Origin of the sequence: Bacteroides sp. 44_46 (assembly GCF_001915465.1) — a bacterium.
In the GTDB taxonomy this organism is placed as follows: Bacteria; Bacteroidota; Bacteroidia; order Bacteroidales; family Bacteroidaceae; genus Bacteroides; species Bacteroides clarus.
In genome coordinates this window covers 353668-377116 of sequence record NZ_MNQO01000002.1, presented here as the reverse complement: position 1 = coordinate 377116, position 23449 = coordinate 353668, and the positions used below count along the sequence as shown (strand labels likewise).

The 23449-nt window shown below is 47.9% G+C and carries 19 protein-coding genes; 8 read left to right on the top strand and 11 right to left on the bottom strand.

All coding sequences use genetic code 11. The annotated features are described in order from the left end of the window. Positions 1–84: 84 nt before the first annotated feature. From BHV73_RS02655 to BHV73_RS02630, 6 genes are all read right to left on the bottom strand, one after another. A complete protein-coding gene (locus BHV73_RS02655; protein WP_286736266.1) occupies positions 85–2223 on the bottom strand; it encodes a peptidylprolyl isomerase in 2139 nt (712 codons plus the stop codon). A gap of 123 nt (positions 2224–2346) precedes the next feature. After that, a complete protein-coding gene (locus BHV73_RS02650; protein ID WP_087412856.1) occupies positions 2347–3603 on the bottom strand; it encodes a hemolysin family protein in 1257 nt (418 codons plus the stop codon). A 4-nt stretch (positions 3604–3607) separates the two neighbouring features. Further along, on the bottom strand, positions 3608–4234 hold the full coding sequence (lptC, locus tag BHV73_RS02645; protein ID WP_022217606.1) for an LPS export ABC transporter periplasmic protein LptC: 627 nt from the start codon (positions 4232–4234) through the stop codon (positions 3608–3610). A 4-nt stretch (positions 4235–4238) separates the two neighbouring features. Beyond that, positions 4239–5558: a tetratricopeptide repeat protein gene (locus BHV73_RS02640; protein WP_009122483.1), complete on the bottom strand. Its 1320-nt coding sequence runs from the start codon at positions 5556–5558 to the stop codon at positions 4239–4241. A 47-nt stretch (positions 5559–5605) separates the two neighbouring features. Next, entirely contained in the window at positions 5606–6868 is a 1263-nt protein-coding gene (gene bamG, locus BHV73_RS02635; protein ID WP_009122484.1) for a BamG family beta-barrel-assembly machinery protein, read from the bottom strand. Beyond that, positions 6855–7586 carry a type III pantothenate kinase gene (locus tag BHV73_RS02630; protein ID WP_087412797.1) on the bottom strand — a complete coding sequence of 244 codons (732 nt, stop codon included), beginning with the start codon at positions 7584–7586 and terminating at the stop codon, positions 6855–6857. Before BHV73_RS02630 ends, bamG begins: the two co-directional genes overlap by 14 nt. A 437-nt stretch (positions 7587–8023) precedes the next feature. On the opposite strand from BHV73_RS02630, the gene lnb reads away from it, so the two are divergent. From lnb to BHV73_RS02605, 5 genes are all read left to right on the top strand, one after another. After that, positions 8024–9241: a lipoprotein N-acyltransferase Lnb gene (lnb, locus tag BHV73_RS02625; RefSeq protein WP_009122487.1), complete on the top strand. Its 1218-nt coding sequence runs from the start codon at positions 8024–8026 to the stop codon at positions 9239–9241. Then, positions 9241–10809 carry an alkaline phosphatase family protein gene (locus tag BHV73_RS02620; protein ID WP_278424267.1) on the top strand — a complete coding sequence of 523 codons (1569 nt, stop codon included), beginning with the start codon at positions 9241–9243 and terminating at the stop codon, positions 10807–10809. The genes lnb and BHV73_RS02620 overlap by 1 nt, the downstream gene beginning before the upstream one ends. A gap of 165 nt (positions 10810–10974) precedes the next feature. Next, the gene (gene secA / locus BHV73_RS02615) at positions 10975–14271 is read left to right on the top strand and encodes a preprotein translocase subunit SecA (RefSeq protein ID WP_009122489.1); all 3297 of its coding nucleotides are present in this window, start codon (positions 10975–10977) and stop codon (positions 14269–14271) included. A 201-nt stretch (positions 14272–14472) separates the two neighbouring features. After that, positions 14473–15567, top strand: a complete 1095-nt coding sequence (locus BHV73_RS02610) for a DUF6340 family protein (RefSeq protein WP_022217610.1) — start codon at positions 14473–14475, stop codon at positions 15565–15567. 67 nt (positions 15568–15634) lie between these two features. Then, positions 15635–16081 (top strand): hypothetical protein, encoded by a 447-nt coding sequence (locus BHV73_RS02605; RefSeq protein ID WP_195620599.1) that lies wholly within the window; start codon positions 15635–15637, stop codon positions 16079–16081. Between the two features lie 77 nt (positions 16082–16158). On the opposite strand, the gene BHV73_RS02600 is transcribed toward BHV73_RS02605, so the two are convergent. Then, on the bottom strand, positions 16159–18843 hold the full coding sequence (locus BHV73_RS02600; RefSeq protein WP_195620597.1) for a valine--tRNA ligase: 2685 nt from the start codon (positions 18841–18843) through the stop codon (positions 16159–16161). A 102-nt stretch (positions 18844–18945) separates the two neighbouring features. Here BHV73_RS02600 and BHV73_RS02595 point away from each other — a divergent pair, with 102 nt between their 5' ends. The 3 genes from BHV73_RS02595 (at position 18946) to mazG (ending at position 21155) form a co-directional block, all read left to right on the top strand. Further along, positions 18946–19191 carry a hypothetical protein gene (locus tag BHV73_RS02595; RefSeq protein ID WP_281960859.1) on the top strand — a complete coding sequence of 82 codons (246 nt, stop codon included), beginning with the start codon at positions 18946–18948 and terminating at the stop codon, positions 19189–19191. A gap of 1 nt (position 19192) precedes the next feature. Beyond that, positions 19193–20290 carry a DUF3810 domain-containing protein gene (locus BHV73_RS02590; RefSeq protein ID WP_281960861.1) on the top strand — a complete coding sequence of 366 codons (1098 nt, stop codon included), beginning with the start codon at positions 19193–19195 and terminating at the stop codon, positions 20288–20290. Positions 20291–20360: 70 nt separating this feature from the next. Further along, the gene (gene mazG / locus BHV73_RS02585) at positions 20361–21155 is read left to right on the top strand and encodes a nucleoside triphosphate pyrophosphohydrolase (RefSeq protein WP_009122499.1); all 795 of its coding nucleotides are present in this window, start codon (positions 20361–20363) and stop codon (positions 21153–21155) included. 77 nt (positions 21156–21232) lie between these two features. Here mazG and BHV73_RS02580 read toward each other — a convergent pair whose 3' ends face one another. The 4 genes from BHV73_RS02580 to BHV73_RS02565 form a co-directional block, all read right to left on the bottom strand. Then, positions 21233–21712: a hypothetical protein gene (locus BHV73_RS02580; RefSeq protein WP_087425155.1), complete on the bottom strand. Its 480-nt coding sequence runs from the start codon at positions 21710–21712 to the stop codon at positions 21233–21235. A 32-nt stretch (positions 21713–21744) separates the two neighbouring features. Next, the gene (locus BHV73_RS02575; RefSeq protein ID WP_281960871.1) at positions 21745–22113 is read right to left on the bottom strand and encodes a hypothetical protein; all 369 of its coding nucleotides are present in this window, start codon (positions 22111–22113) and stop codon (positions 21745–21747) included. A gap of 48 nt (positions 22114–22161) precedes the next feature. Beyond that, positions 22162–22716 (bottom strand): RNA polymerase sigma factor, encoded by a 555-nt coding sequence (locus BHV73_RS02570; RefSeq protein ID WP_009122502.1) that lies wholly within the window; start codon positions 22714–22716, stop codon positions 22162–22164. Between the two features lie 112 nt (positions 22717–22828). Continuing rightward, positions 22829–23413, bottom strand: coding sequence for a DNA-3-methyladenine glycosylase I (locus tag BHV73_RS02565; RefSeq protein ID WP_022217615.1), 585 nt, complete (start codon positions 23411–23413; stop codon positions 22829–22831). Positions 23414–23449: the final 36 nt, after the last annotated feature.

Here is a 23449-nt window from a genome sequence, read left to right as displayed (position 1 = left end):
TATGAATAAAGTTGCACAAATGAAAAAGCCGTTCGACATTTATCGAACGGCTTCTCCAAGTATTCTAAAGTTTATTCTACTTTCTTAGAAGTACAGATAGCGGTTATCCTTTACATCCGCATTCAGATACAGGTCATTGATGAACTGGCTTGCCATACGTGCGTGCATATTCTCCAATGTAGCTTCTTCCGTTTCCTGATTATAAGTTTCGTTCAGTTTGTCCTTGGCATAAGGCTGAAGAACGAATACGCCACCATTGCCTTTGATAGGAGTGCTCAACTTGTTCAGCTCAGCGATAGAAGCATAAGCGCCTACCAGCGGTTCGCTGCTACGCAACGCCGGAACATAAGCCGGAGCCGCGAAAGTCACGTGCTTAACAGAGTCGCTAACTGCATTTGCCATGTTCTTATACTGGTCGAAAGAAGTTGCGCCGGCAGCCTTCATATCAGCCATAATCTTCTCGGCTTTCTTGTCACGGAGGATTTCGCTTCTCAACTGATCCTGTACCATAGACAACGGACGATAGCCTTCCGGAACGATGCGTGTAACGGCTACTACCATCATGTGATCGCTTTCGCCACATTCGTACAGACCTGAAACTTCACCTGCTTTTGCGGCAAACGCCCATTTCAGAGCTTCTTTTGTTCCTTTCACACCACCGATATTGTGCTCAGAGCTATACAAGTCGGCTCTATCCAACAGTCTGTAACCGGCATCTTCCGCATTGGCGGTCAGCTTATCCAGCGTATTGTTGGTAGCGATGAATTGACTGAAGTCATTGTATGCCTTGCTATAAGTTTCCTTGCTGAATTCAACCGGACGCTTGATAACGGCTACTTTATATTTATCTTTCACAGCTTTCTTGTTCATCACTTGCAGGATAACGTTCGCCTGCCCCAAAGCGAGGTTAGTCAACTCGTTCTGACCTAAAGTAGTGATAGCCGCGATATACTTCAAATTGTCACCATCCACTTGAGCGCCTTCGTAGTTGGCAGAAGAAATCCATGTCGCTTCGCCGGTCTGGCCGTACTTTTTAGCGATTTCGGCAAAGTCCGCGCCACCCTTGATGGCAGTATAGATACTGTCAGCCAAAGTTTTGGTCTTGGCAGCGTCTTCCGCAACAACCTGAATCTGGCGGTATTGGATAGAGTCGGCCATAGCGGCAATAGCCAGTTTCTTGAAAGAGTTGATTGTATTGTCCGACGCATTGTAGTAAGGACCGTATACACCGCCTACCTTTACAGAATCCAAACGGGCAACAACGTCGGCAGGCAACGCCTTGTCTGTGTAGAACAAGTCAACATACTGCTGGGTAGAACCGGTTGAACGGACGAAATTTGCATAATCGGAAGGATTTTCGGCCAACTGTGCAGTATATTCTTCCACCTCTTTCTGAATATCGGCTTTGTCTTCCGGGCTTGCGGTAACCTGTACATCGATATACTTGATGTTGCGGGTTTCCACATATTGTCTGAATTGCTCTTTCTTCTTGTCATAAGCATCTTTCAGGTCGGATTCCTTAATAACGATTGTAGAGTCTACGATAGAGGAATAAGGAACGGCGGCCAACAACAGGTCAGACTGGTCTACGCGCGCATTGAAAGCATCTTCCGCTTCAACAGGGTTAGAGAACAAAGACTTCGTAATCAGAGCCTGGTATTTCTCCTGCAAACGCGCCTGTACGAGTGATTTCTCTACAAAAGCCCAGAAGTTGTACATGGAATTGTAGTACTCTGCGTATTGAGCCGGCATCTGAGCCTTATTCATCTTAGAATAGTCCACCAGGAACTTCTTCAACATATCTTTGTCAAAAGCTCCGGTCTGCGGATTGCGGAACGGTGTCTGCTGCAACATCGGATGTACACCGGCGTCGATGATAGCCTGAAGTTCCGCTTTAGAAACGGTCAAACCCAACTTTTCAGCTTCGTTCTCAATCAATTTATTGTTTACGTATGCTCTCCATACTTCGTCCTTAATCTGGTTGGTTTGTTCATCGCTCAACGCGTTCAAGCCGCTGGAAAATTTCACTACTTCCGTATATTCCTCTACCAATGCCTGAAAATCCTGAGCGGAAATTGTTTCCCCGTTCACTTCACCTACATCTTGTGACTGGTGCGGCTGAAGTACTTTCCACGCGTCTCCCGCGATGAAGGCAAACAGCGCCAAACCAATAACAATCACCAATAAGGGCCCTTTAGACCGAATGTTTTGTAATGTTGCCATTTTAGTTAATATGAATTATTTGTTTATTATTATTTTCTTTTCAATGTTCATTTTAGCGCACGAAGATACAAAAAATGCTAATACGCATCTATTTATTCTTTAAAAATTTACGCTGAAACGGAATTATTCCGTGACTTTCAACCGTACCAACTCTATTTTAGTGGCTGTCACCTTAATTATCTTGAACTGATATTCGTCGACGGTTATCACCTCATGCAGCTTCGGGAAGCTTTGATAACGGCTCAGAATCAATCCGCCTATCGTAAGATATTCATCCGACTCCGGAAGCTCAAGATTGAACGTTTCGTTTACTTTCTCTATCTCAAGACGAGCTGACAACACATATTCACGCTCGCCGATCTGTTTACAGATGTAGGAAGTATTATCATGCTCGTCCTCAATATCTCCGAATATTTCTTCTACCAGATCTTCCAGTGAAACGATACCGGATGTACCGCCAAACTCATCCACTACAACGGCAATCGTCTTTTTCTGCTGCATAAAAAGTTTCATCAGCTTATGCGCCGCCATCGTTTCGGGCACAATGGGCACTTCCTTGACATTATTTCTCCAATCCGCCGGGTTTCTGAACATCTCGGACGAGTGGATATAGCCGATTACATTATCTATATTCCCGTCGTACACAATAATTTTGGAAATGCCCGACTCCACAAACATACTCTTCAAATCCTCGAGCGAGGCCGTCACATCCACCGCCACCACTTCCGTACGGGGCACGATGCAATCGCGTATCTTGATATTGGAGAAATCAAGCGCATTCTGAAAGATTTTCACTTCCGCATCCAGCTCTTCCTCATTAGCGGCATTCTCTATGCCCGACTGCACGAAATAGTCCAAATCGACCTTACCGAACGCCTTGTCGGACGCTTCCTTGTTTATCTTCATGCCGAACAGGCGCAGAAAGAGATAAGACAGTCCGGAAGCAAGTTTCGATATGGGAAACAGAATAACGTAGCAGACAAACAAAGGAGTAGCAAACACCCTCAGCATCAGGTTCGGATTAATCTTGAACAGCGTCTTTGGAAGGAACTCGCCCGTTACAAGGATAATGAGCGTGGATATGATGGTCTGCACCAGCACCATTACAAAATGATTATCAATCATGCCCGCCAGCAGATTCACCTCGATAATCTGTGCCATAAGGATACCGTAGATAACCAGCGCAATGTTATTTCCCACCAGCATGGTAGAAATAAAATTATTCGGGTTACGGAAGAAACAGGAAAGGATGCTTGACGTAACACCCGGTTTCCGTTCCATCTCAAAACGAAGCTTGTCTACGGAAACAAAAGCAATCTCCATACCCGAAAAGAAAGCGGAGAAAGCCATGGTTATCAACAAGTAAATAATAGTATCCATCATATCATTTGATGCTGTCCGTCCTCAACGTATCGGAAGGCGTGGTACTCTCCTCGTCCACATAGAAGATACCTTCCGTCTTGAAGAAACGATATTTTGTTAATTGCTCATTCGACTCAAAGCCGATGGCATAGATTATCTGGTCGGGTTGTTCTATACGTACCCGCCGGTCGGAATACACACGTTTTTTGTTCTGATCCCAATACAGCAACTCCGTATCGAATTTCTCTCCTTTCAGGTTCTGTATATGCACATTCCCCATCAGCTTCCACAACTCTTTCTTATTATAATAATAAGCCGTATCGGCCTTGATACTGGCCTCGGTATGAAACACCGAATCGAACTTTTCCAGGTAAATGCCTTTTTCGAACGCCCAATAAGGCGGGTTCTTACGGTCGTAAATCAGCCACTCCGCCGTATTGACACGATAGCGGGTAATGCCCGAATCGGAAATCAGCGTTGTAACACCTTTAGTATCCATAACCGGCAATGAATCGCGTTCGGTAATGGCGGCTCCCATTTCTTTTTTACGTCCGGAACAGGAAGAAAATAAAAGAAGCATAACCATTACCCCAAGGGCAATGGTTATGCTCATATTCTTATGTCCGACCACGTGGGGTTGTAGCGACATATGCTTATCTGATGGTTGTAGACTCACCGATCCAACCGCCGATCGTGATACGGTCACCGGCTTTGTAACCCAACATAAAGAGGTCTTTAGCCTGCGGAGTATGACGCGCATACGTTGAAATCAGTTCATTAACTTTGTCTGTAACACTCGGGTCTACAGCTTTAGCGCGTTGCAGCTTATCGATAACAACAAAATAAGTACATCTGTTCAAAGCGGGTTCGTCGCTCCAGTTAGGATTTGAACCGTACATTTGAGCCAGCAGGATGTAAGGCTCGCCGTAGCTTTCATTGAAGCTGATGGCTTTCTGAGCATAGCTTCTTGCCTGAGACAGCTTTTTGGCCTGCCACAAAGCGGCAGCGGTAGCATAAGCCATTTCGGCTTTCTTCGCGTTATCGGTTTCCATACCCAGCGCTTCGTCGAAGTACTTCACAGCAGTGTCGTAGTCACCTTTCTTGTAGTACATATATGCTACGCCTACGGCAGCATCCGCACTCGGGTTAACACGATACAGATAGTCGGAAGCCTTGAAATACGCCTCGCTCTCATTGCACTTCATCATCTTCAGGATGGTAATGGTCTTCTTCAGGAAAGCGGAGTCGGACTTGTTTTCCTCAACTTTAGGACCGTAGATATTCTGCAAGGACTCACAATCGGCTACACCGCTGTTCACGAACATAGCTACCAAATTGTCCTTGATTGTCTGCAACACGGCTTTTTTCTTAGCGTTATCCTCTGCTGCAATAGCATCGTCAGCGTACTGTGAAGCGTTGATATAATCCTGGAAGAATTGGTCTGTGTGATTAGTGTCGGCTTTTACTTTCTGCATGGACACATCTACAAAATAGTGCAATACGGCACCGTCAGATTCACCTTTAGCGGTTTCAGCGGATTCCTTCAACCATGCATAAGCCTGGTTCAAATCCGGAGCCGGTGAATATTGCAGATAATCCACGGCTTTTGTACCTAACGCAGACGCAACACTCGGTACACCCTTCATCTTCGTAGCAAATTCAGGAATATACTTCATTTTCTGGTCATGTACAGCCATCAGTTCGTCAAACAGCTTCTTATACTCTGCAGAATTACGATCCTTAATCTGGCTCATCAAGCCAACGAGAATCTTTTGCGCATCGGTATAAGTGTAATATCTCAGTGTCGGACAGTCTTTCAGAACTTCCATACAAGGGGCGTAAGCGTCCTTGAAATTTTTCGCTCTTACCGCCTCATGCGAGATACTACTATTGGCATTACAATCACTTTGTGCGAAAGTGCTGGTTACTCCACCCGAAAGGAGCAAAACAGCGACAAGCGTTTTAATTTTCATTGTATTTAAATTTTAGTTGTTATATTGTCTATTTTCACCATTCAACATTAATCGACTTTCCGTTTGAAGAACCAGCGTTCGTTAAAAGTCACCCCGATGCAGACGCGCAATGTGTTTTCATTGAGAAACGCCGCTGTCTTGCCTTCGGTTCTTACATACTGCGCCGAGAGGCTCAATACGGAACGCGTACGCGGAATAGGAAGTCCGAAACCGGCAGTCACTCCATATTCATTGGCGGCACGCATGCCATTTATTTTGTAATACGGCTGGGAATAATAAGCTCCCAAACGGTATTTCACATGCGCCAAATAACTTCTTCCCAAAGGATTCGGCAGAAATTCGGCGCCTAAAGCTATCTTCGTACGATTGCAGAAAGCGTTCTTCGCATTCATGTAAGTAACCGAACTCCACTTCTGGAAAGTAAAATCGGCGCCTACCGTCAAACGCTTGTCGTATACATAGCTGAGACCTATGCCGAAACTCATCGGGCTGCCGAACGTAGCGACCGTGTCCCGGGTATTTATCGTAGCTCCCGTATTGCTATCGCCCAGCTGGTCTTGCACGTACGAATCGTTACCCAAGTCATGTCCCGGCGAGAATACCACTCCCAAAGTAGCTTCATGTTTTTTGCCGAACGCCTGCGTGTACTGCGCGCCGAAGTCCAGCTTATAGCTTTGTATGGACGTACCCGTCACCGTAGTCAGCGGCAAGGTAGACGAGTTGTTCGGGAATGTCATGGCTCTCGTATGCGTTATATCCCCCCAAAGATACGAAATGTTCGCGCCAACGGAAAGATTTTTAAATATTTTAAATCCGGCCCCCAGATATAACTGGTGCAGTCCGCCGTCTCCGTAATATTGCAACGCGCTGGACTGTGAAGGATAATTCGCGTCTTCCCGATATTCTCCCATGCTATATCCCACATTGGAATAAGGCAGCAGTCCCAAACTCATGGCCGCCCATTTACCCAGGCGAAATTGCATTGTAATATAGTCGAAACTGGAGTTTTTGGCATTTTGCTTCACCGTACCGTTACTGAAGTTCGTGTTCTGCAAAGAGATACCGCCGTCAAAAATAAAAGTAAGCGAATCTATCGCCGTATAGGATGCCGGATTAGCGAAATTCACCTGGTATTTATCCCGTAATCCGTATGCAATACCACCCATGGCTTTGCTATTACCTGAACCTTGGTCTGCCAATTGTCCGTATCCGTATCGTGTATAGGGAGAATTCGTATTATTTTGAGCGATTGCCGCTCCGGACAACATCATGAGCAAGAACACCAAGAGTGTTTGTCTATATCCTATCATTATTATAGTTTAAAATTCTATTTAATCCTTTCAACACTAAAAATCTGTCTGCAAAGATGATACTTTTTAAGTTTGTATCAAAAGAAAAATCATCGCCGCCCGTTAAAAAAACCAAAAGTTCAGGATATTTATGCTTCATGGCCATTATGTAGCCCGAAATTTCATATTCCATGCCTTTCAGCACTCCTTCGCGCATTGCCGTATCGGTATCCTTACCCAGCGGCAGCCGCCGCCCTTCGCGTGACACCAGCGGAAGCCGCCCTGTCAGCTCGTGAAGTGCTTTAAAGCGCATTTGCACACCCGGCGAGATATTCCCGCCATGATAGCGGCCGGCGGCATCTACAAACTCATAAGTGATGCAAGTTCCGGCATCTATCACCAGAATATCCTTTCCGGGAAATTGTTCATAGGCGCCCACCACAGCCGCCATACGGTCGTACCCCAATGTCTCGGGAGTTTCATACAGGTTCTCTACCGGAAGCGATGTTGTTTCATTCAGCCACAACAGCGGAACGGGCAAACGCGCCAATTGCGCCGACACTTGCTCATTCAGATCGATAACGGTAGCCGCAATGGCTTTCTCAACGGCATATTTCGCGCAGATATCCGGCAGATTTTCAAGCGTTTGATTGGAATCGTAGAACACCTCGACGATGTCCTTGTCTTTAAACACCGCTATCTTTGCAACGGTATTGCCTATATCGATTATAAGATTCATTCTGCATATATTTAAAGCGGGGCAAAGATAGCACTTTTTTCGATTGTTTTACATGCGCGTTACACTAAGTTTACAGGTTTTCCCTTATATATAACCACGCATAAATCTTAAGGCTCGCCCGTATGCGCGCATTATCTTTTCTTTTTATTTCCGAAAAATCGCCGATGTTATCACGATTGACAGAGGAGGGTATACCCCCCTCCGCATATACGGCGATTTTTATAGTACTTGAAAAAAGTTTTTCACCACAGTGGAAATCCGTTATGACGTACATCAAAAAACGGTTTGGGTATAGCGCGAAAAGAAACGGGATGCAGATGTAAAAAAGACGAAAGGAGTGTCCGCAATAATTGCCGTATTAAGATTTAAAGCGTATCTTTGTAACGAATTACAAGATATGACCCCGATTCAAATCAGTGATAATAAAAAAAAGACAAATGAAATTCTCCTTACCGGCTTTCCGCATACTTATTTTTCTTTTCCTCTGCCTGCCTTTCATCGCCGTGCAAGCGCAAGAACACAAAAGAGACACTCCGGATTCCATACGCATCAGCCTGCTGACATGCGCCTCGGGCGAAGAAATATACTCCCTTTTCGGACATACCGCCATACGATACGAAAACCATACGCGTGGCATTGACGCCGTATTCAATTACGGCATCTTCAACTTCAACGCGCCGAACTTCATTCTCCGTTTCGCTTTGGGTGAAACGGATTATCAGTTGGGTGTCAACAGTTACGAACGGTTTGCCGCCGAATATCACTATCTGGAACGCGATGTCTGGCAACAAGAGCTGAACCTCACCCCGCAGGAAAAAGAGAGGCTGATAGCCTTGCTCGAAGAAAACTATCGCCCCGAAAACCGGGTATACCGTTACAATTTCTTTTATGACAACTGTGCCACCCGCCCACGCGACTTAATAGAAAAATCCATTGACGGGAGCCTGCAATATGCTGACAATATGACCGATACGAACACCGGTACATCCTTTCGCGACTTGTTGCACAAATACAGCGAGGGACATCCCTGGTCGCGTTTCGGCATGGACCTATGCATGGGCAGCCGGGCTGACAAAATCATCAACCGCCGACTGATGATGTTTGTCCCTTTCTATGTACAAGACTACTTCAATCAAGCCCGTATTGTAAACAAAGACGGACAAGCACGTCCTTTGGTACTGAATGAAGAGAAAATAATAATGACCGGAAGCGAAGAAGCGGAACAGCCTTCCGACGGCTTCACCCCGATGCAGGCCGCTTTACTCCTGTTTATACTGACCGCGGCCGCCACCATCTACGGAATACGCCGGAAGAAAACGCTTTGGGGAATTGATTTGGCACTGTTTTTTGCCGCCGGAACGGCGGGATGTATATTGGCGTTCCTCGCCCTGTTCTCCCAACACCCTGCCGTCAGCCCCAATTATCTGCTGTTTGTATTCCACCCGCTGCATCTTTTCTGCCTGCCATGCATGCTGAACAGAGTGCGAAAAAGGAAAAGAAGCCGCTATATGCTGGCAAACTTCATAGTTTTAACACTTTTTATATTGCTTTGGCTCGTAATACCGCAAAGATTTCCGTTAGCAGTGTTACCTTTGGCACTTTGTTTGCTGATACGTTCTGCAAGCAACCTAATTCTCACATACGATAAGAAATAATGAAGAAAGGACTGATAACTTCCATACTCGCGCTGACATTCGGCAGCCTGCAAGCCCAGCCGTTGCCACCATCTCCGAAGCTCGTGGTGACGCTGACAATAGACCAACTGCGCACGGACTACATGGAAGCATTCTCGTCATTGTATGGAGAAAGGGGCTTTAAGCGGCTGTTAAGGGAAGGGAAAGTGTTCCGCCAGGCGGAATATTCTTTCAACGTCACCGACCGCGCCTCGGCCATCGCCGCTTTTTATACGGGCGCCACACCGTCTATGAACGGCATCATAGCCGAACGTTGGTTCGACCCGAAAACCTTGCGTCCCAGGAATTGCGTAGACGATTCAGCCTTCATGGGTAACTATACCGACCAGAACACCGCCCCTACACAACTGCTGACTTCCACTTTTGCCGACGAACTTAAAATAGCCACCAAAAACGCCGCATTGGTATATTCCATCGCCCCCTTCCGTGATGCCGCCGTCCTTTCGGCGGGACATAGCGGCAACGGCGCGTTCTGGCTGAACCATAAAACCGGCAAATGGTGCGGTACAACCTATTACGGCGAATATCCCTGGTGGCTGAGCCAATACAATGACGGGCAATCACCCGACTTCCGCATCAAGGAAATGGAGTGGAACCCTCTCCACCCCGTCACAAGCTATACATTCCTGCCCGAATGGCGTACCATCCCTTTCAAATACAAGTTCGAAACAGAAAAGGACAACAAATACCGCCGGTTGATAACCAGCCCGCTCATCAACGATGAAGTGAACCGAGTGGCGGAAGATTTACTGGATAAAAGCAATATCGGCAAGGACGAAATAACGGATTTGCTTGCAATCACCTATTATGCAGGCAACTACAATCACCGCAGCACGCAAGAGTGCGCCATGGAAATGCAAGACACCTACGCCCGCTTAGACCAAAGCATCGCTCATCTGCTGGATATGCTGGAACGCAAGGTGGGTCTGCAAAACGTGCTGTTGTGCATCGCCTCTACGGGATATACCGACCCGGACGGAGCAGATATAGGCATCTACCGTATTCCCGGCGGAGAATTCTATCTGAACCGTTGCGCCACTTTGCTGAACATGTACCTGATGGCGACTTACGGTGAAGGGCAATACGTAGAAGGCTATTATAATCAACAGATATATCTCAATCATAAATTAATAGAAGAGAAGCAGTTGAATCTTGCCGACATGCAGCAAAAGTCGGCAGAATTTCTGGTACAGTTCAGCGGAGTAAACAAGGTATATTCCGCCTACCACTTGCTGTTGGGCTCCTGGTCGCCGCAGATAGAGCGCATACGCAACGGCTTTCACCGCCACCGCTCCGGCGATTTGATTATCGAAGTTCTGCCGGGCTGGACTGTCATGCAGGAAAACAGCAATGACAACCGCGTGGTGCGTGCCGCCGCCATACCCGCCCCCCTCATACTTCTCGGTAAAGGAATAAAGCCGGAAATAATCCGCATGCCGGTCGCCGTAGACCGCGTTGCTCCCACCCTGTCAAGCGCGATGCGCATTCGCGCTCCCAATGCGTGCACAGCCACACCGCTCAATTATTGATAAAGGCCGGTACAGAGAGCTGCAGAGTTTTATATTTCCGTAAAACTCCTTATCCCCCGCGGCAACCCCTTAAAATAATCAGTGTAACTTTACGTTATCTGTTGCAAAATCAGTAACTTTGCACGCCATATAAACTTAGTAAATAACAATAAAAACAAATACATAATGGGATTTAATGAATTTTTAAGCTCGATTTTCGGCAACAAAGCCACCCGCGACATGAAAGAGATAAAGCCGTGGGTAGACAAGGTAAAAGCCGCATATCCGGAAGTAGCCGCATTGGACAACGATGCCCTGCGCGCCAAAACCGAAGAATTGAAGGCATACATCCGCAACTCGGCAACAGAACAACGCGCCAAAGTGGAAGAACTAAAAGCAAGCGTTGAGAGCATCGAACTGGAAGAACGCGAAGAAGTCTTCGCTCAAATAGACAAGATAGAAAAAGAAATACTGGATATCTACGAAAAAGCATTGGATGAAGTATTGCCCGTCGCTTTCTCCATCGTAAAGGAAACAGCCAAGCGCTTCTCCGAAAACGAAGAAATCGTAGTAACCGCTACGGAATTCGACCGCCATCTGGCCGCTACCAAAGATTTTGTACGCATCGAAGGCGATAAGGCCGTTTATCAGAACCACTGGGTAGCCGGCGGTAACGACACGTTATGGAACATGGTGCACTACGACGTACAGTTGTTTGGCGGCGTGGTACTGCACAAAGGCAAGATTGCGGAAATGGCAACCGGTGAAGGTAAGACTCTGGTGGCTACCCTACCCGTATTCCTCAACGCACTGACCGGAAACGGCGTGCATGTGGTAACCGTAAACGACTATCTGGCAAAACGTGACTCCGAATGGATGGGCCCGCTTTATATGTTCCACGGTTTGAGCGTGGATTGTATCGACAGACACCAGCCCAACTCCGACGCACGCCGTCAGGCTTATCTTGCCGACATTACTTTCGGTACGAACAACGAATTCGGTTTCGACTACCTGCGCGACAATATGGCTATCAGCCCGAAAGACCTCGTACAGCGTCAGCACAATTACGCCATCGTGGATGAGGTCGACTCGGTATTGATTGACGACGCCCGTACTCCGCTGATTATCTCAGGCCCGGTTCCCAAAGGCGACGACCAGCTTTTCGAGCAACTCCGTCCGCAAGTGGAACGTCTGGTGGAAGCACAGAAAAAACTGGCCACGCAATACCTTGCCGATGCCAAACGCCTGATAGCTTCAAACGACAAGAAAGAACAGGAAGAGGGTTTCCTTGCATTATACCGCAGCCATAAATGTTTACCGAAGAACAAGGCGTTGATTAAGTTCCTCAGCGAGCAGGGTATCAAAGCCGGTATGCTCAAGACCGAGGAAATCTACATGGAGCAGAACAACAAGCGTATGCACGAGGTTACCGACCCGCTGTATTTCGTAATCGATGAAAAGCTGAACAGCGTAGACCTGACCGACAAGGGTGTAGACTTGATTAGCGGCAACTCCGAAGACCCCACATTCTTCGTGCTTCCCGACATCACCGCCCAACTCTCCGAGCTGGAAAATGAAAAGAGCCTGACGGACGAGGAACGCCTTGCCAAGAAAGACGCCCTTATGACTAACTTCGCCATCAAGAGCGAGCGTGTACATACCATCAACCAGTTGCTGAAGGCTTACACCATGTTCGAGAAAGACGACGAGTATGTGGTAATCGACGGTCAGGTGAAGATTGTGGACGAGCAGACCGGACGTATCATGGAAGGCCGCCGTTACTCCGACGGTTTGCACCAGGCCATCGAAGCCAAAGAAGGCGTGAAGGTGGAAGCCGCCACACAGACTTTCGCGACGATTACCTTGCAGAACTACTTCCGTATGTATCACAAGCTGTCCGGTATGACCGGTACTGCCGAAACGGAAGCAGGCGAGCTTTGGGACATCTACAAACTGGATGTAGTCGTTATCCCGACCAACCGCCCCATTGCCCGTAACGATATGAATGACCGCGTTTACAAAACCAAACGCGAAAAATATAAAGCCGTTATCGAAGAAATCGAGAAGATGGTAGAAGCCGGACGTCCTGTCCTGGTAGGTACCACTTCCGTTGAAATCTCCGAAATGCTGAGCAAGATGTTGACCATGCGCAAAATCGAGCACAACGTATTGAATGCGAAACTGCATCAGAAAGAAGCCGACATCGTGGCCAAAGCCGGTTTGAGCTGCGCCGTAACCATCGCCACCAACATGGCGGGTCGTGGTACGGACATCAAGCTGAGCCCGGAAGTAAAAGCCGCGGGCGGTCTTGCCATTATCGGTACGGAGCGTCACGAGTCACGTCGTGTAGACCGCCAGCTGCGTGGTCGTGCCGGACGTCAGGGCGACCCCGGTTCATCCGTATTCTTCGTGTCTTTGGAAGACGACCTGATGCGTCTGTTCTCTTCCGACCGTATTGCCGGCGTAATGGACAAACTCGGTTTCAAAGAAGGCGAAATGATTGAGCACAGCATGATTTCCAAGTCTATCGAACGTGCGCAGAAGAAGGTGGAAGAAAACAACTTCGGTATCCGTAAGCGTTTGCTGGAATACGATGATGTCATGAACAAACAACGTACCGTGGTCTACACCAAACGCCGCCACGCTTTGATGGGTGAGCGCATCGGTATGGATATTGTGAACATGATTTGGGACCGTTGCGTCAACGCCATCGAAGCTCCTACTTATGAGGACTGCAAAATGGACTTGCTCCAGACGCTTGCCATGGAAACTCCTTTCACGGAAGAAGCATTCCGTAACGAGAAGAAAGAGAAACTGGCCGACAAGACATTCGACGCTGCTATGGAACTCTTCAAACGCAAAACCGAACGTATGGCGCAAATCGCTTATCCGGTTATCAAGCAGGTGTACGAAAACCAGGGACACATGTACGAAAACATCCTGATTCCCATTACGGACGGCAAGCGTATGTATAACATCTCCTGCAACCTGAAAGCCGCCTACGACAGCGAATGCAAGGAAGTAGTGAAATCATTCGAGAAGTCCATCCTGCTGCACGTTATCGACGAGGCATGGAAAGAGAACCTGCGCGAACTGGACGAATTGAAACACTCCGTACAGAATGCCAGCTACGAACAGAAAGACCCGTTGTTGATTTACAAGCTGGAGTCCGTAAACCTGTTCGACACCATGGTAGACAAGATAAACAACCAGACTGTTTCTATCCTGATGCGCGGACAAATTCCGGTACAGGAACCGCAGGAAGTGCGTCAGGCCGCTCCCGAGCAACGTCAGGATTTAAGCAAGTACCGCGAACAAAAGCAGGACTTGAACGATCCGAACCAGCAAGCCGCCGCCCAACAGGATACGCGCGAACAGCAGAAGCGCGAGCCTATCCGCGCAGAGAAGACGGTAGGACGTAACGATCCTTGTCCTTGCGGAAGCGGCAAGAAGTACAAGAATTGTCACGGAAAGAATGCGTAAAAAAAGCGATTAGGGGTTAGGGATTAGTGATTAGGGGAGCGCTTTAGTGCGGGTACTGACTGATAATCACTAATCGTCAATCACTGACCGTCAATCACCAACCGGTATAATAAAGGCCTCGAACGGTTAAAAACTGTTCGGGGCTTTTATTTATTCAAGTAAAAGATTACTTTTGTTTTTTAGAACTAAGAATAAAAGGCTATGACTAAATACTCTTATTACCTGTTACTGTCTTGTTTGATGCTTTTGGCGGGTTGCCAAACCGTCGAACCGCTTGCCATAGATTATATGTTACCGGCGGATGTAAGTTTCCCGCCGAGTTTGAAACGGGTAGCCATTGTCAATAACATGCCTGAAGTCCCGGACAACAAACCGATTCTTGCCAAAGAAAAAAAGAAAGACGGTTTTGAGATAGCCCGTAAGATAGATTATTACAACGGTAACGGCGCCATTACCGCCGAGGCCCTTGCAGAAGCTCTTGCCCATGAGAATTATTTCAATGAGGTGGTTATCTGTGATTCGGCCTTGCGCGCCCATGATGTCACTCCACGTGAGGGAGCTTTATCGGAAACAGAAGTGAACCGGCTGGCACATGAGCTGGACGTGGATTTCCTCATTGCATTGGAGAATGTACAGATACGTGCCGTCCGGAGAATAAGTTACCTGAAAAGCTGGGGTATTTACCAGGGAACGGTGGATGCCAAAGTGTATCCCACCGTCAGGGTTTATCTGCCCGACCGCAGTACGCCTATGGTGACCATCAGCGCCAAGGACAGCATCTTTTGGGAAGAAACGGGAAACGGACCTTTCGTACAGAGCCACCTTATCAATGAGGAAGATTTGATAAAACAAGCCTCTGAGTTTGCCGGAAGCATCCCTGTAAAGAAGTTGCTGCCATATTGGAAAACCGCCAACCGTTATCTGTTCTGCGGCGGTTCCGTAAACATGCGTGACGCCGCCGTATATGCCGGAGATAAGAAATGGGGTACGGCCATCGAGCTGTGGAAGCAGACCTACGCCACCAAGAAAGGGAAGAAAAAGATGCAGGCAGCCTACAATCTCGCTGTCGGCTATGAGATGCAGGACAGCATTGCCACCGCTCTCGATTGGGCGTTGAAAGCGCAAGCCGAAGCTCGTATCGTAGACGGCGTGGACAAAAAAGATTTGACTCATCTTGGCAAAGCGGATCTCCCCTATTATGTCCTTACAACGCTTTACGTAACCGAATTAGAAGAGCGAAAAGCAGGCTTATCACGCCTGAACATGCAAATGCAGCGATTTAATGATGATTTTTAGTCAAATACTGTAGATATAATTGTTTTTTTTATACCTTTGAACATCCATTAAGTAAAGAAAAGCAATTATGAAACTCAGTCAACCGTCATTATCTCTCCTCGAAGAAACCATCAAACAGGCAATCGGCAAATACACTTGCGGTTGCGAGCAAACCGTCGTTACGGATATTCACCTGCAAGCCAACCAAAGCTCGGGCGAATTCTTCATATTCGATGATGACGACAAGGAACTCGCCAATGCCACCATCGAAGAATGGATGACATACGAAGGTGATGATTTTTACGAGAACATGGAGCGTATCCTGAGTAACCTGCTCTGTAACATGAAGAATCTGGGCGCTTTTGATAAGCTGACCATCATGAAGCCTTTCTCTTTCGTACTGGTAGATGATGATAAGGAAACCATAGCCGAACTTTTACTGCTGGACGACGATACCCTGCTGGTAAACGAAGAATTGCTGAAAGGGTTGGATGAGGAGTTGGATGCTTTCTTGAAAGACTTGCTGGAGAAATAACGAATAACATAGCGTGAATAAAAAAGGTCCGGACTTTATTGAAGTCCGGACCTTTCTTTTATATCATAGGTACTGCCTTACGCTTTCTTCAAAGCGGCAATGCTTTCTTTCAGTGAATTGATGATACTCTCCGCATCCGCCTGTTTCTTGCGTTCCATTTCGATTACGGCAGCGGGAGCATTATTCACGAACTTCTCGTTGCCGAGTTTCTTCAGAACGCCTTGCAAGAAGCCTTCCTTATGCTTTAGCTCGGCTTCCATACGGACTATTTCGGCATCCACATCAATCATATTACCCAGAGGAACGGCGTATTCCGTCGTACCTACCATGAAAGCGGCGGCGCCGTCAGCCTTAGCCTCAACCGCAGTTACGGCAGAAAGGTTACACATCTTGATAATGACAGCGTCGAAAGCAGCCACGGGATTCTCACCGACAACCTGCAACTCCAGTGCCTCTTTCTGGGCAATGTTCTTCTGCAAACGGATGGAGCGTACGTTACTGATAACTTCTTTCACCACTTCAAACTGCTGTACAAAGGCTTCATCCACTTCCGTCGACATGGAAATAGGACTTACCATAAGACTCTCTCCGTCTTTACGGTCGACAATGTGCTGCCACAATTCTTCGGTGATGAACGGCATGAACGGATGCAACAGGTGCAACAGATTATCGAAGAAACCGATAGTCGTGTCGTACACCTTCTTGTTGATAGGCTGACCGTAAGCAGGCTTAATCATTTCCAGATACCAGGAAGAGAACTCATCCCAGAAGAGCTTGTACACGGCCATTAACGCCTCGCTCAAACGATACTTGCCGAACAAGTCCGCCACTTCGGCAGCTACGGCGTTCTGTTTGGAGTCGAACCAACGCATTGCCAGTTCGGCAGCTTCCGGCACAGCCACCTCGGAGCTTACTTCCCAACCCTTGATAAGGCGGAAAGCATTCCATATCTTGTTGTTGAAGTTACGTCCCTGTTCGCAAAGCGCATCGTCAAAAAGGATGTCGTTGCCGGCAGGAGCCGAAAGCATCATACCCATACGTACACCGTCAGCACCGTAACGCTCTATCAAATCCAGCGGGTCGGGCGAGTTACCGAGCGACTTGGACATCTTGCGTCCCAGCTTGTCGCGGACGATACCTGTGAAGTAAACATTCTTAAACGGCATCTTACCCTCGTATTCATAACCCGCCATAATCATACGGGCTACCCAGAAGAAGATGATATCCGGTCCGGTCACGAGGTCGCTGGTAGGATAATAATAGTTGATTTCTTCGTTGCCCGGGTTCAGAATGCCGTCGAACAAAGAGATAGGCCATAACCAGGAAGAGAACCAAGTGTCGAGGCAGTCCTCGTCCTGACGCAAGTCCTCTATTTTAAGGGCGGAATTTCCGGTCTTTTCCCAAGCCAGTTTCAAAGCCTCTTCGGGAGTGGCGGCTACCACATATCCGCCTTCCGGCAGGAAGTAAGCGGGAATACGGTGTCCCCACCACAACTGACGGCTGATACACCAGTCTTTGATGTTCTCCAGCCAGTTCTTGTAAGTATTCTTATACTTGGCAGGATAGAATTTCAAGTCATCGTTCATTACCGGGGGCAGAGCCATATCGGCAAAGTGCTGCATCTTGAGGAACCATTGCATGGAGAGCTTCGGCTCGATAGCCACGTTGGTACGCTCGGAGAAACCTACCTTGTTGGTATAGGCTTCCACCTTCTCCAACAGTCCGGCATTCTGCAAATCTTTCTCTATCTGCTCGCGTACATCGAAACGGTCCATGCCGACATAGAGTTCGGCGGCTTCGCTCAACGTACCGTTGTCATTGAAGATGTCGATAGTGGGCAGGTTGTATTTCTCGCCCAGCATATAGTCGTTGACGTCGTGTGCAGGAGTTACCTTCAGACAGCCCGTACCGAATTCCACGTCTACATAATCATCCTGGATGACGGGGATAACGCGGTTCACCAGCGGAACAATCACTTTCTTCCCCTTCAGCCACTGGTTCTTCGGGTCTGCGGGATTGATACACATCGCCGTATCGCCCATGATTGTTTCGGGACGCGTAGTAGCCACTACGGCATAACGCTTGCCGGCGGCGTCACGATGAACGACTTCACCTTCGGCTCCCGTCTCACCTGACATATCATCGTCGGCAACGTAATATCTCAGATAGTACAGTTTGCTATGTTCTTCCTTGTAGATGACTTCCTCGTCGCTAAGGGCGGTGAGGGCTTTCGGGTCCCAGTTCACCATACGCACGCCACGATAAATCAGGCCCTTGTTGTAAAGGTCTACGAATACTTTGAGCACGCTTTCGCTGCGTTTCTCGTCCATGGTAAAGGCAGTACGGTCCCAGTCGCAGGAAGCACCCAGCTTACGGAGCTGTTTCAGGATGATGCCGCCGTGCTCGTCCGTCCATTCCCAGGCATGCTTCAGGAATTCGTCGCGGGTAAGGTCTGTTTTCTTGATGCCCTGCGCGGCAAGCTTGTTCACAACCTTGGCTTCGGTGGCAATGGAAGCATGGTCCGTACCCGGAACCCAGCAGGCGTTCTTGCCTTCCATACGGGCACGGCGTACAAGGATATCTTGGATGGTATTATTAAGCATGTGTCCCATGTGGAGCACACCGGTGACGTTGGGGGGCGGAATGACGATGGTGTAGGGCTCACGACCATCGGGCTTAGAACTGAATAATTTGTGGTCTAACCAATACTGGTACCACTTTCCCTCTACGTCAGCGGGATTGTACTTACTTGCTAATTCCATGTTTCTAAAATCTATATTTTGTTATAATGGGCGCAAAATTAATAAATTAATAGCTTTATCCGGCAAAAGCAATGAAAAGAATTACATACCTTTGCTTTACAAATGATGATTTTATACGGAGTTGCCGTAACAAGTACCCGGTACCGCGTCGGTTTCGGCTGCCGGAACCGGAAGTTTCCGCGCAAGGAAACCGAAGTATCCACGCAGGGAAACAACAGTGCCCACGTAAGGAAACGTCAGTATCCACGTAAGGGAACTGGAGTTCCACCGCTTGAAACTTCCGTTCTCAAAGGGGGAAACAACAGTACCGAAGGCAGGAAACCGGCACGGGCTCAAGAAGAAGAATAGAATGAAGCGTAGCATAACAATAGCAGGAGTGAGATTCAGAGGCGATTCATTGCTTTTGATATTTTTTTTGTTGCTCGTATTGTGCGTGCAGACAGTGCCCGGTTGGGGAAATGCCTACGCCATGTACGTATACCCGTCCATCGCCCGGACGCTTTCGTCCTTCTCCCGGCTTATCCCTTTCGCCATCGGCGACCTGTTCATTGCGCTAAGTATCGCCGGCGTACTTCTCTACCCTGCTTACGCGCGCTGCATCCGCAAACGGAAATGGAGTCGCATCCTGCTGAAAGATGTAAAGTATCTTCTATGGGTGTATGTATGGTTCTATCTGGCATGGGGGCTGAATTACTCGCAAAAGAACTTTTACGAGCGGACGCGCATTCCTTACACCGCCTATACTCCTGAAAACTTTCGGAGTTTTACAGACGGCTACATCGAGAATCTGAACAGTTCTTACACCGGTATTACGTCGATTGACAAAGAGCTGGTCTGCCGTGAAAGCGTACAGGCCTATAATCAAATCGGTGACTCCTTAGGCGTTCACCGTCCTTTTCATCAATCGCCCCGGGTAAAAACGATGCTGTTCACCCCCCTGATTTCCATGGTGGGAGTCACCGGCAGCATGGCGCCTTTCTTCTGCGAGTTCACCCTGAACGGCGATTTGCTTCCCTCTCAATATCCCGCCACTTACGCCCACGAGCTCGCCCACTTACTGGGCATCACCAGCGAGGCGGAAGCCAATTTCTACGCCTATCAGGTATGTACCCGCTCGCAGGCGAAAGACATCCGTTTCAGCGGCTATCTGTCCGTACTGCCGCACGTCTTGGGCAATGCGCGCCGGCTTATGGACGAAGAAGAATACGCACAACTCTACCGGAGCATCCGTCCGGAAATCATCGGACTGGCCAAGAAGAACAGCGAATACTGGATGAGGAAGTACAACCCGTTGGTCGGTGATATCCAAGACCGGATATACGACTTATACCTGAAAGGAAACAAGATAGAAAGCGGGCGGAAAAACTACTCGGAAGTAATAGGCCTGCTGATTTCGTATGAAGAATGGAAGAATAAGGCCAACCGTGCCACAAAAGTGCAGAAATAAGACAAATGCTGCACTTTCGTAGTGCAATATTCGTATCTTTGCGTCAATCTTTAATCAAAAAAAGCGACTCATGCAACATACAAGAAAAGAACAGATGGAAGCCTTCGGCCGCTTCCTCGACATTCTCGACGAACTGCGGGTAAAATGTCCCTGGGACAAGAAACAGACCAACGAAAGTCTGCGTCCCAACACCATTGAAGAGACGTATGAACTCTGTGACGCCCTGATGCGCGACGACAAGCAGGACATCTGCAAAGAGCTGGGAGACGTATTGCTCCACGTAGCCTTTTATGCCAAAATCGGTTCGGAAACCGGAGACTTTGACATGAAAGATGTCTGCGACCGCCTTTGCGAGAAACTTATCTTCCGCCATCCCCACGTATTCGGCGACGTGAAAGCGGAAACCGCCGGACAAGTGTCCGAAAACTGGGAACAGCTGAAACTTCGGGAAAAGGGTGGCAACAAGACCGTGTTAAGCGGCGTACCTTCAGCCCTTCCCTCGCTTATCAAGGCCTACCGCATTCAGGATAAAGCCCGCAACGTAGGTTTCGACTGGGAAGAACGCGAGCAGGTATGGGATAAAGTGAAAGAAGAAATACAGGAGTTCCAAGCCGAAGTGGCCCACATGGACAAGCAGAAAGCGGAAGAAGAGTTCGGGGACGTGATGTTCAGCCTCATCAACGCCGCACGCCTGTATAAGATAAATCCGGACAACGCGCTGGAACATACCAACCAGAAGTTTATCCGCCGCTTCAACTATGTAGAGGCGCACAGCATCAAAGAGGGCAAAAACCTGCACGACATGACGCTGGAAGAAATGGACAAACTATGGGAAGAAGCCAAAGCGTTGGAAAATAAAAAATAGACTGTCTGTCAGGCTCAAACAGATAGTCTGTCAGACCTCGACACACCGTCCGTTTCACGCAAACAGACGGTGTGTTTTTATTTCTTGCCCGGTTGGGGTTTCGGAGCTTTACCCTTGTCGCCGTTATGACGCATGCCTTTCAGCAATTCCCGGTGAAAGCGCATTTCGGCTTTCTGCACCAGATAGAGTTTCTTGGCAGACAATATCTTCTTGAACTTCTCAAAATACGTTTTATCCAAACGGTCGGAAGCGATACGCGCGTCGTACACGCCTTCCATTATCGCGTCATACTGGGCTTCGGTAGTCTTTTCGTCTTTTCCCTGACGAATCAGCTTCCATGCCTTATCGTTCTGCTCTTTCTTTTTATCCTGCAATTCAAAGTACAGAGGGAAAAACTTAACGGCCTCTTCCTTGGTCAATCCGGCTTTTTCCGTAATATAGGCTTTCTGCTTGGCACGAAACTCAGCAGGCGACAAACGCTGGTTACATCCGTCCGCTGCCCGCAATACGGGTACCAAACCGCACATCATAACTAATAAAACAATCAGCTTTTTCATTCTTTCTTCAATCGGTTAAAGTTATCTATCGCTCACTCTGCGTCGGAATCAGCCAGATAGACGTATAATGAGTAGTCGTCAAGCATGGAGTTATCCACCGCCATGTTGATATATTCCATTTCGGTTTCCGTTTCGTCGACAGCCATGCGGTCTGCCGCAGCCGGAGTATGGTCAGAGGAAGCCACGCGGATAATCAATGCCGCGCCTACAAACATAGCCGCCATATATACCCACGGCTTTACTCTCTCCCACATCGTAGATTCTTTCTTCTCAAAAGCAAGGCGCTCTTTTTCGGGAAGCCGGTTCATAATCTCCGAAGTAAGGTTCTCAAAATATCCCTCGGGCACATGGAAAACATTCCCCGTCCCTGCCTTTTTGAGTATGTTGTCTTCTTCTTTCATAAGCTCTTCTCCTCTCTGTTTGGTTAGACTTTTATTCACGTCAAAGGTTTAATCTTCTTCTCCCAATATCTTCTCTATTTTTTTCACGGCATGATGGTAGGACGCTTTCAAAGCTCCTACGGAAGTACCGAAGATATCGGACATTTGCTCGTATTTCATTTCCTGGTAGTACTTCAGGTTGAACACCATACGTTGTTTTTCGGGCAATGTGAGCAGCGCTTTCTGCAAAGCCATCTGAGCCTTGTCTCCCGAGAAGTAAGGATCGCTCTCCAGCTTTTGAAGGGTGGCGGCTTCGGGAGCGTCCAATGACACGGTACCCGCCGCCCGCTGTTTGTTCAGGAAAGTAAGGCACTCGTTCAGGGCGATACGATAGAGCCAGGTGGAGAGTTTGGCCTCCGCCCGGAAATAGTCGATATTGATCCATGCCTTGATAAAGGTATTCTGAAGCAAGTCGTTGGCATCTTCATGCGAAAGTACCATGCGCCGGATTTGCCAGTATAACTGCTCACTGTATTGTGCGACAATCATCTCGAATCCCCGCTTCTGTGTACTCTCCTCTTGAAGAAGCGCCAGCACTTCGCGTTCATTATAAGAAGGGTTCATATATTCTATTCACATTTATGGCTTTTGGATAGCAAAGATAAGAAATTAAAACGAAAAGCAGCCCGAAACGAACAAAAAGCCCGGTAAAGGCAGAGTTGTATTGGCATTTCGCTTATTTCACCTCTGTTGTTTGGCGACAGATACATCCCGCCAGATGGTCGTTCACAAAGCCTGACGCCTGTAAGTGCGCGTAGCAAATGGTTGTCCCGAAGAACTTGAATCCCCGCTTTTTCATATCCTTGCTCATGGCATCGGACTGAGGCGATGATACCGGAATGTCGCTCAATGAGTGAACGGTATTGATGATAGGTTTTCCGTCGGGAAAGAATGACAGGGTATAATTATAAAAACTGCCGAACTCCTTTTGGACGGCAAGAAACAGTTTTGCGTTTGTGATGGTCGATTTGATTTTCAAACGGTTCCGCACAATACCCTCAAACCGCATCAGCCGCTCAACGTCCTCATCGGTCATTTGCGCCACTTGTCCGGCATCGAAGTCACAAAAGGCTTTACGGTATCCTTCGCGCTTTTTAAGAATGGTTATCCAGCTCAGCCCGGCTTGAGAGCTTTCCAATACAAGAAACTCAAACAGCGTCTTGTCATCGGTCACTAACTTCCCCCACTCTTGGTCGTGGTATCTCACATACAACTCGTCCGTTCCGCACCAGCCGCAACGTCCGTTTACTATATCTTGCATACTCATTATATTTAATACACCGGTAAAGATAGTAAA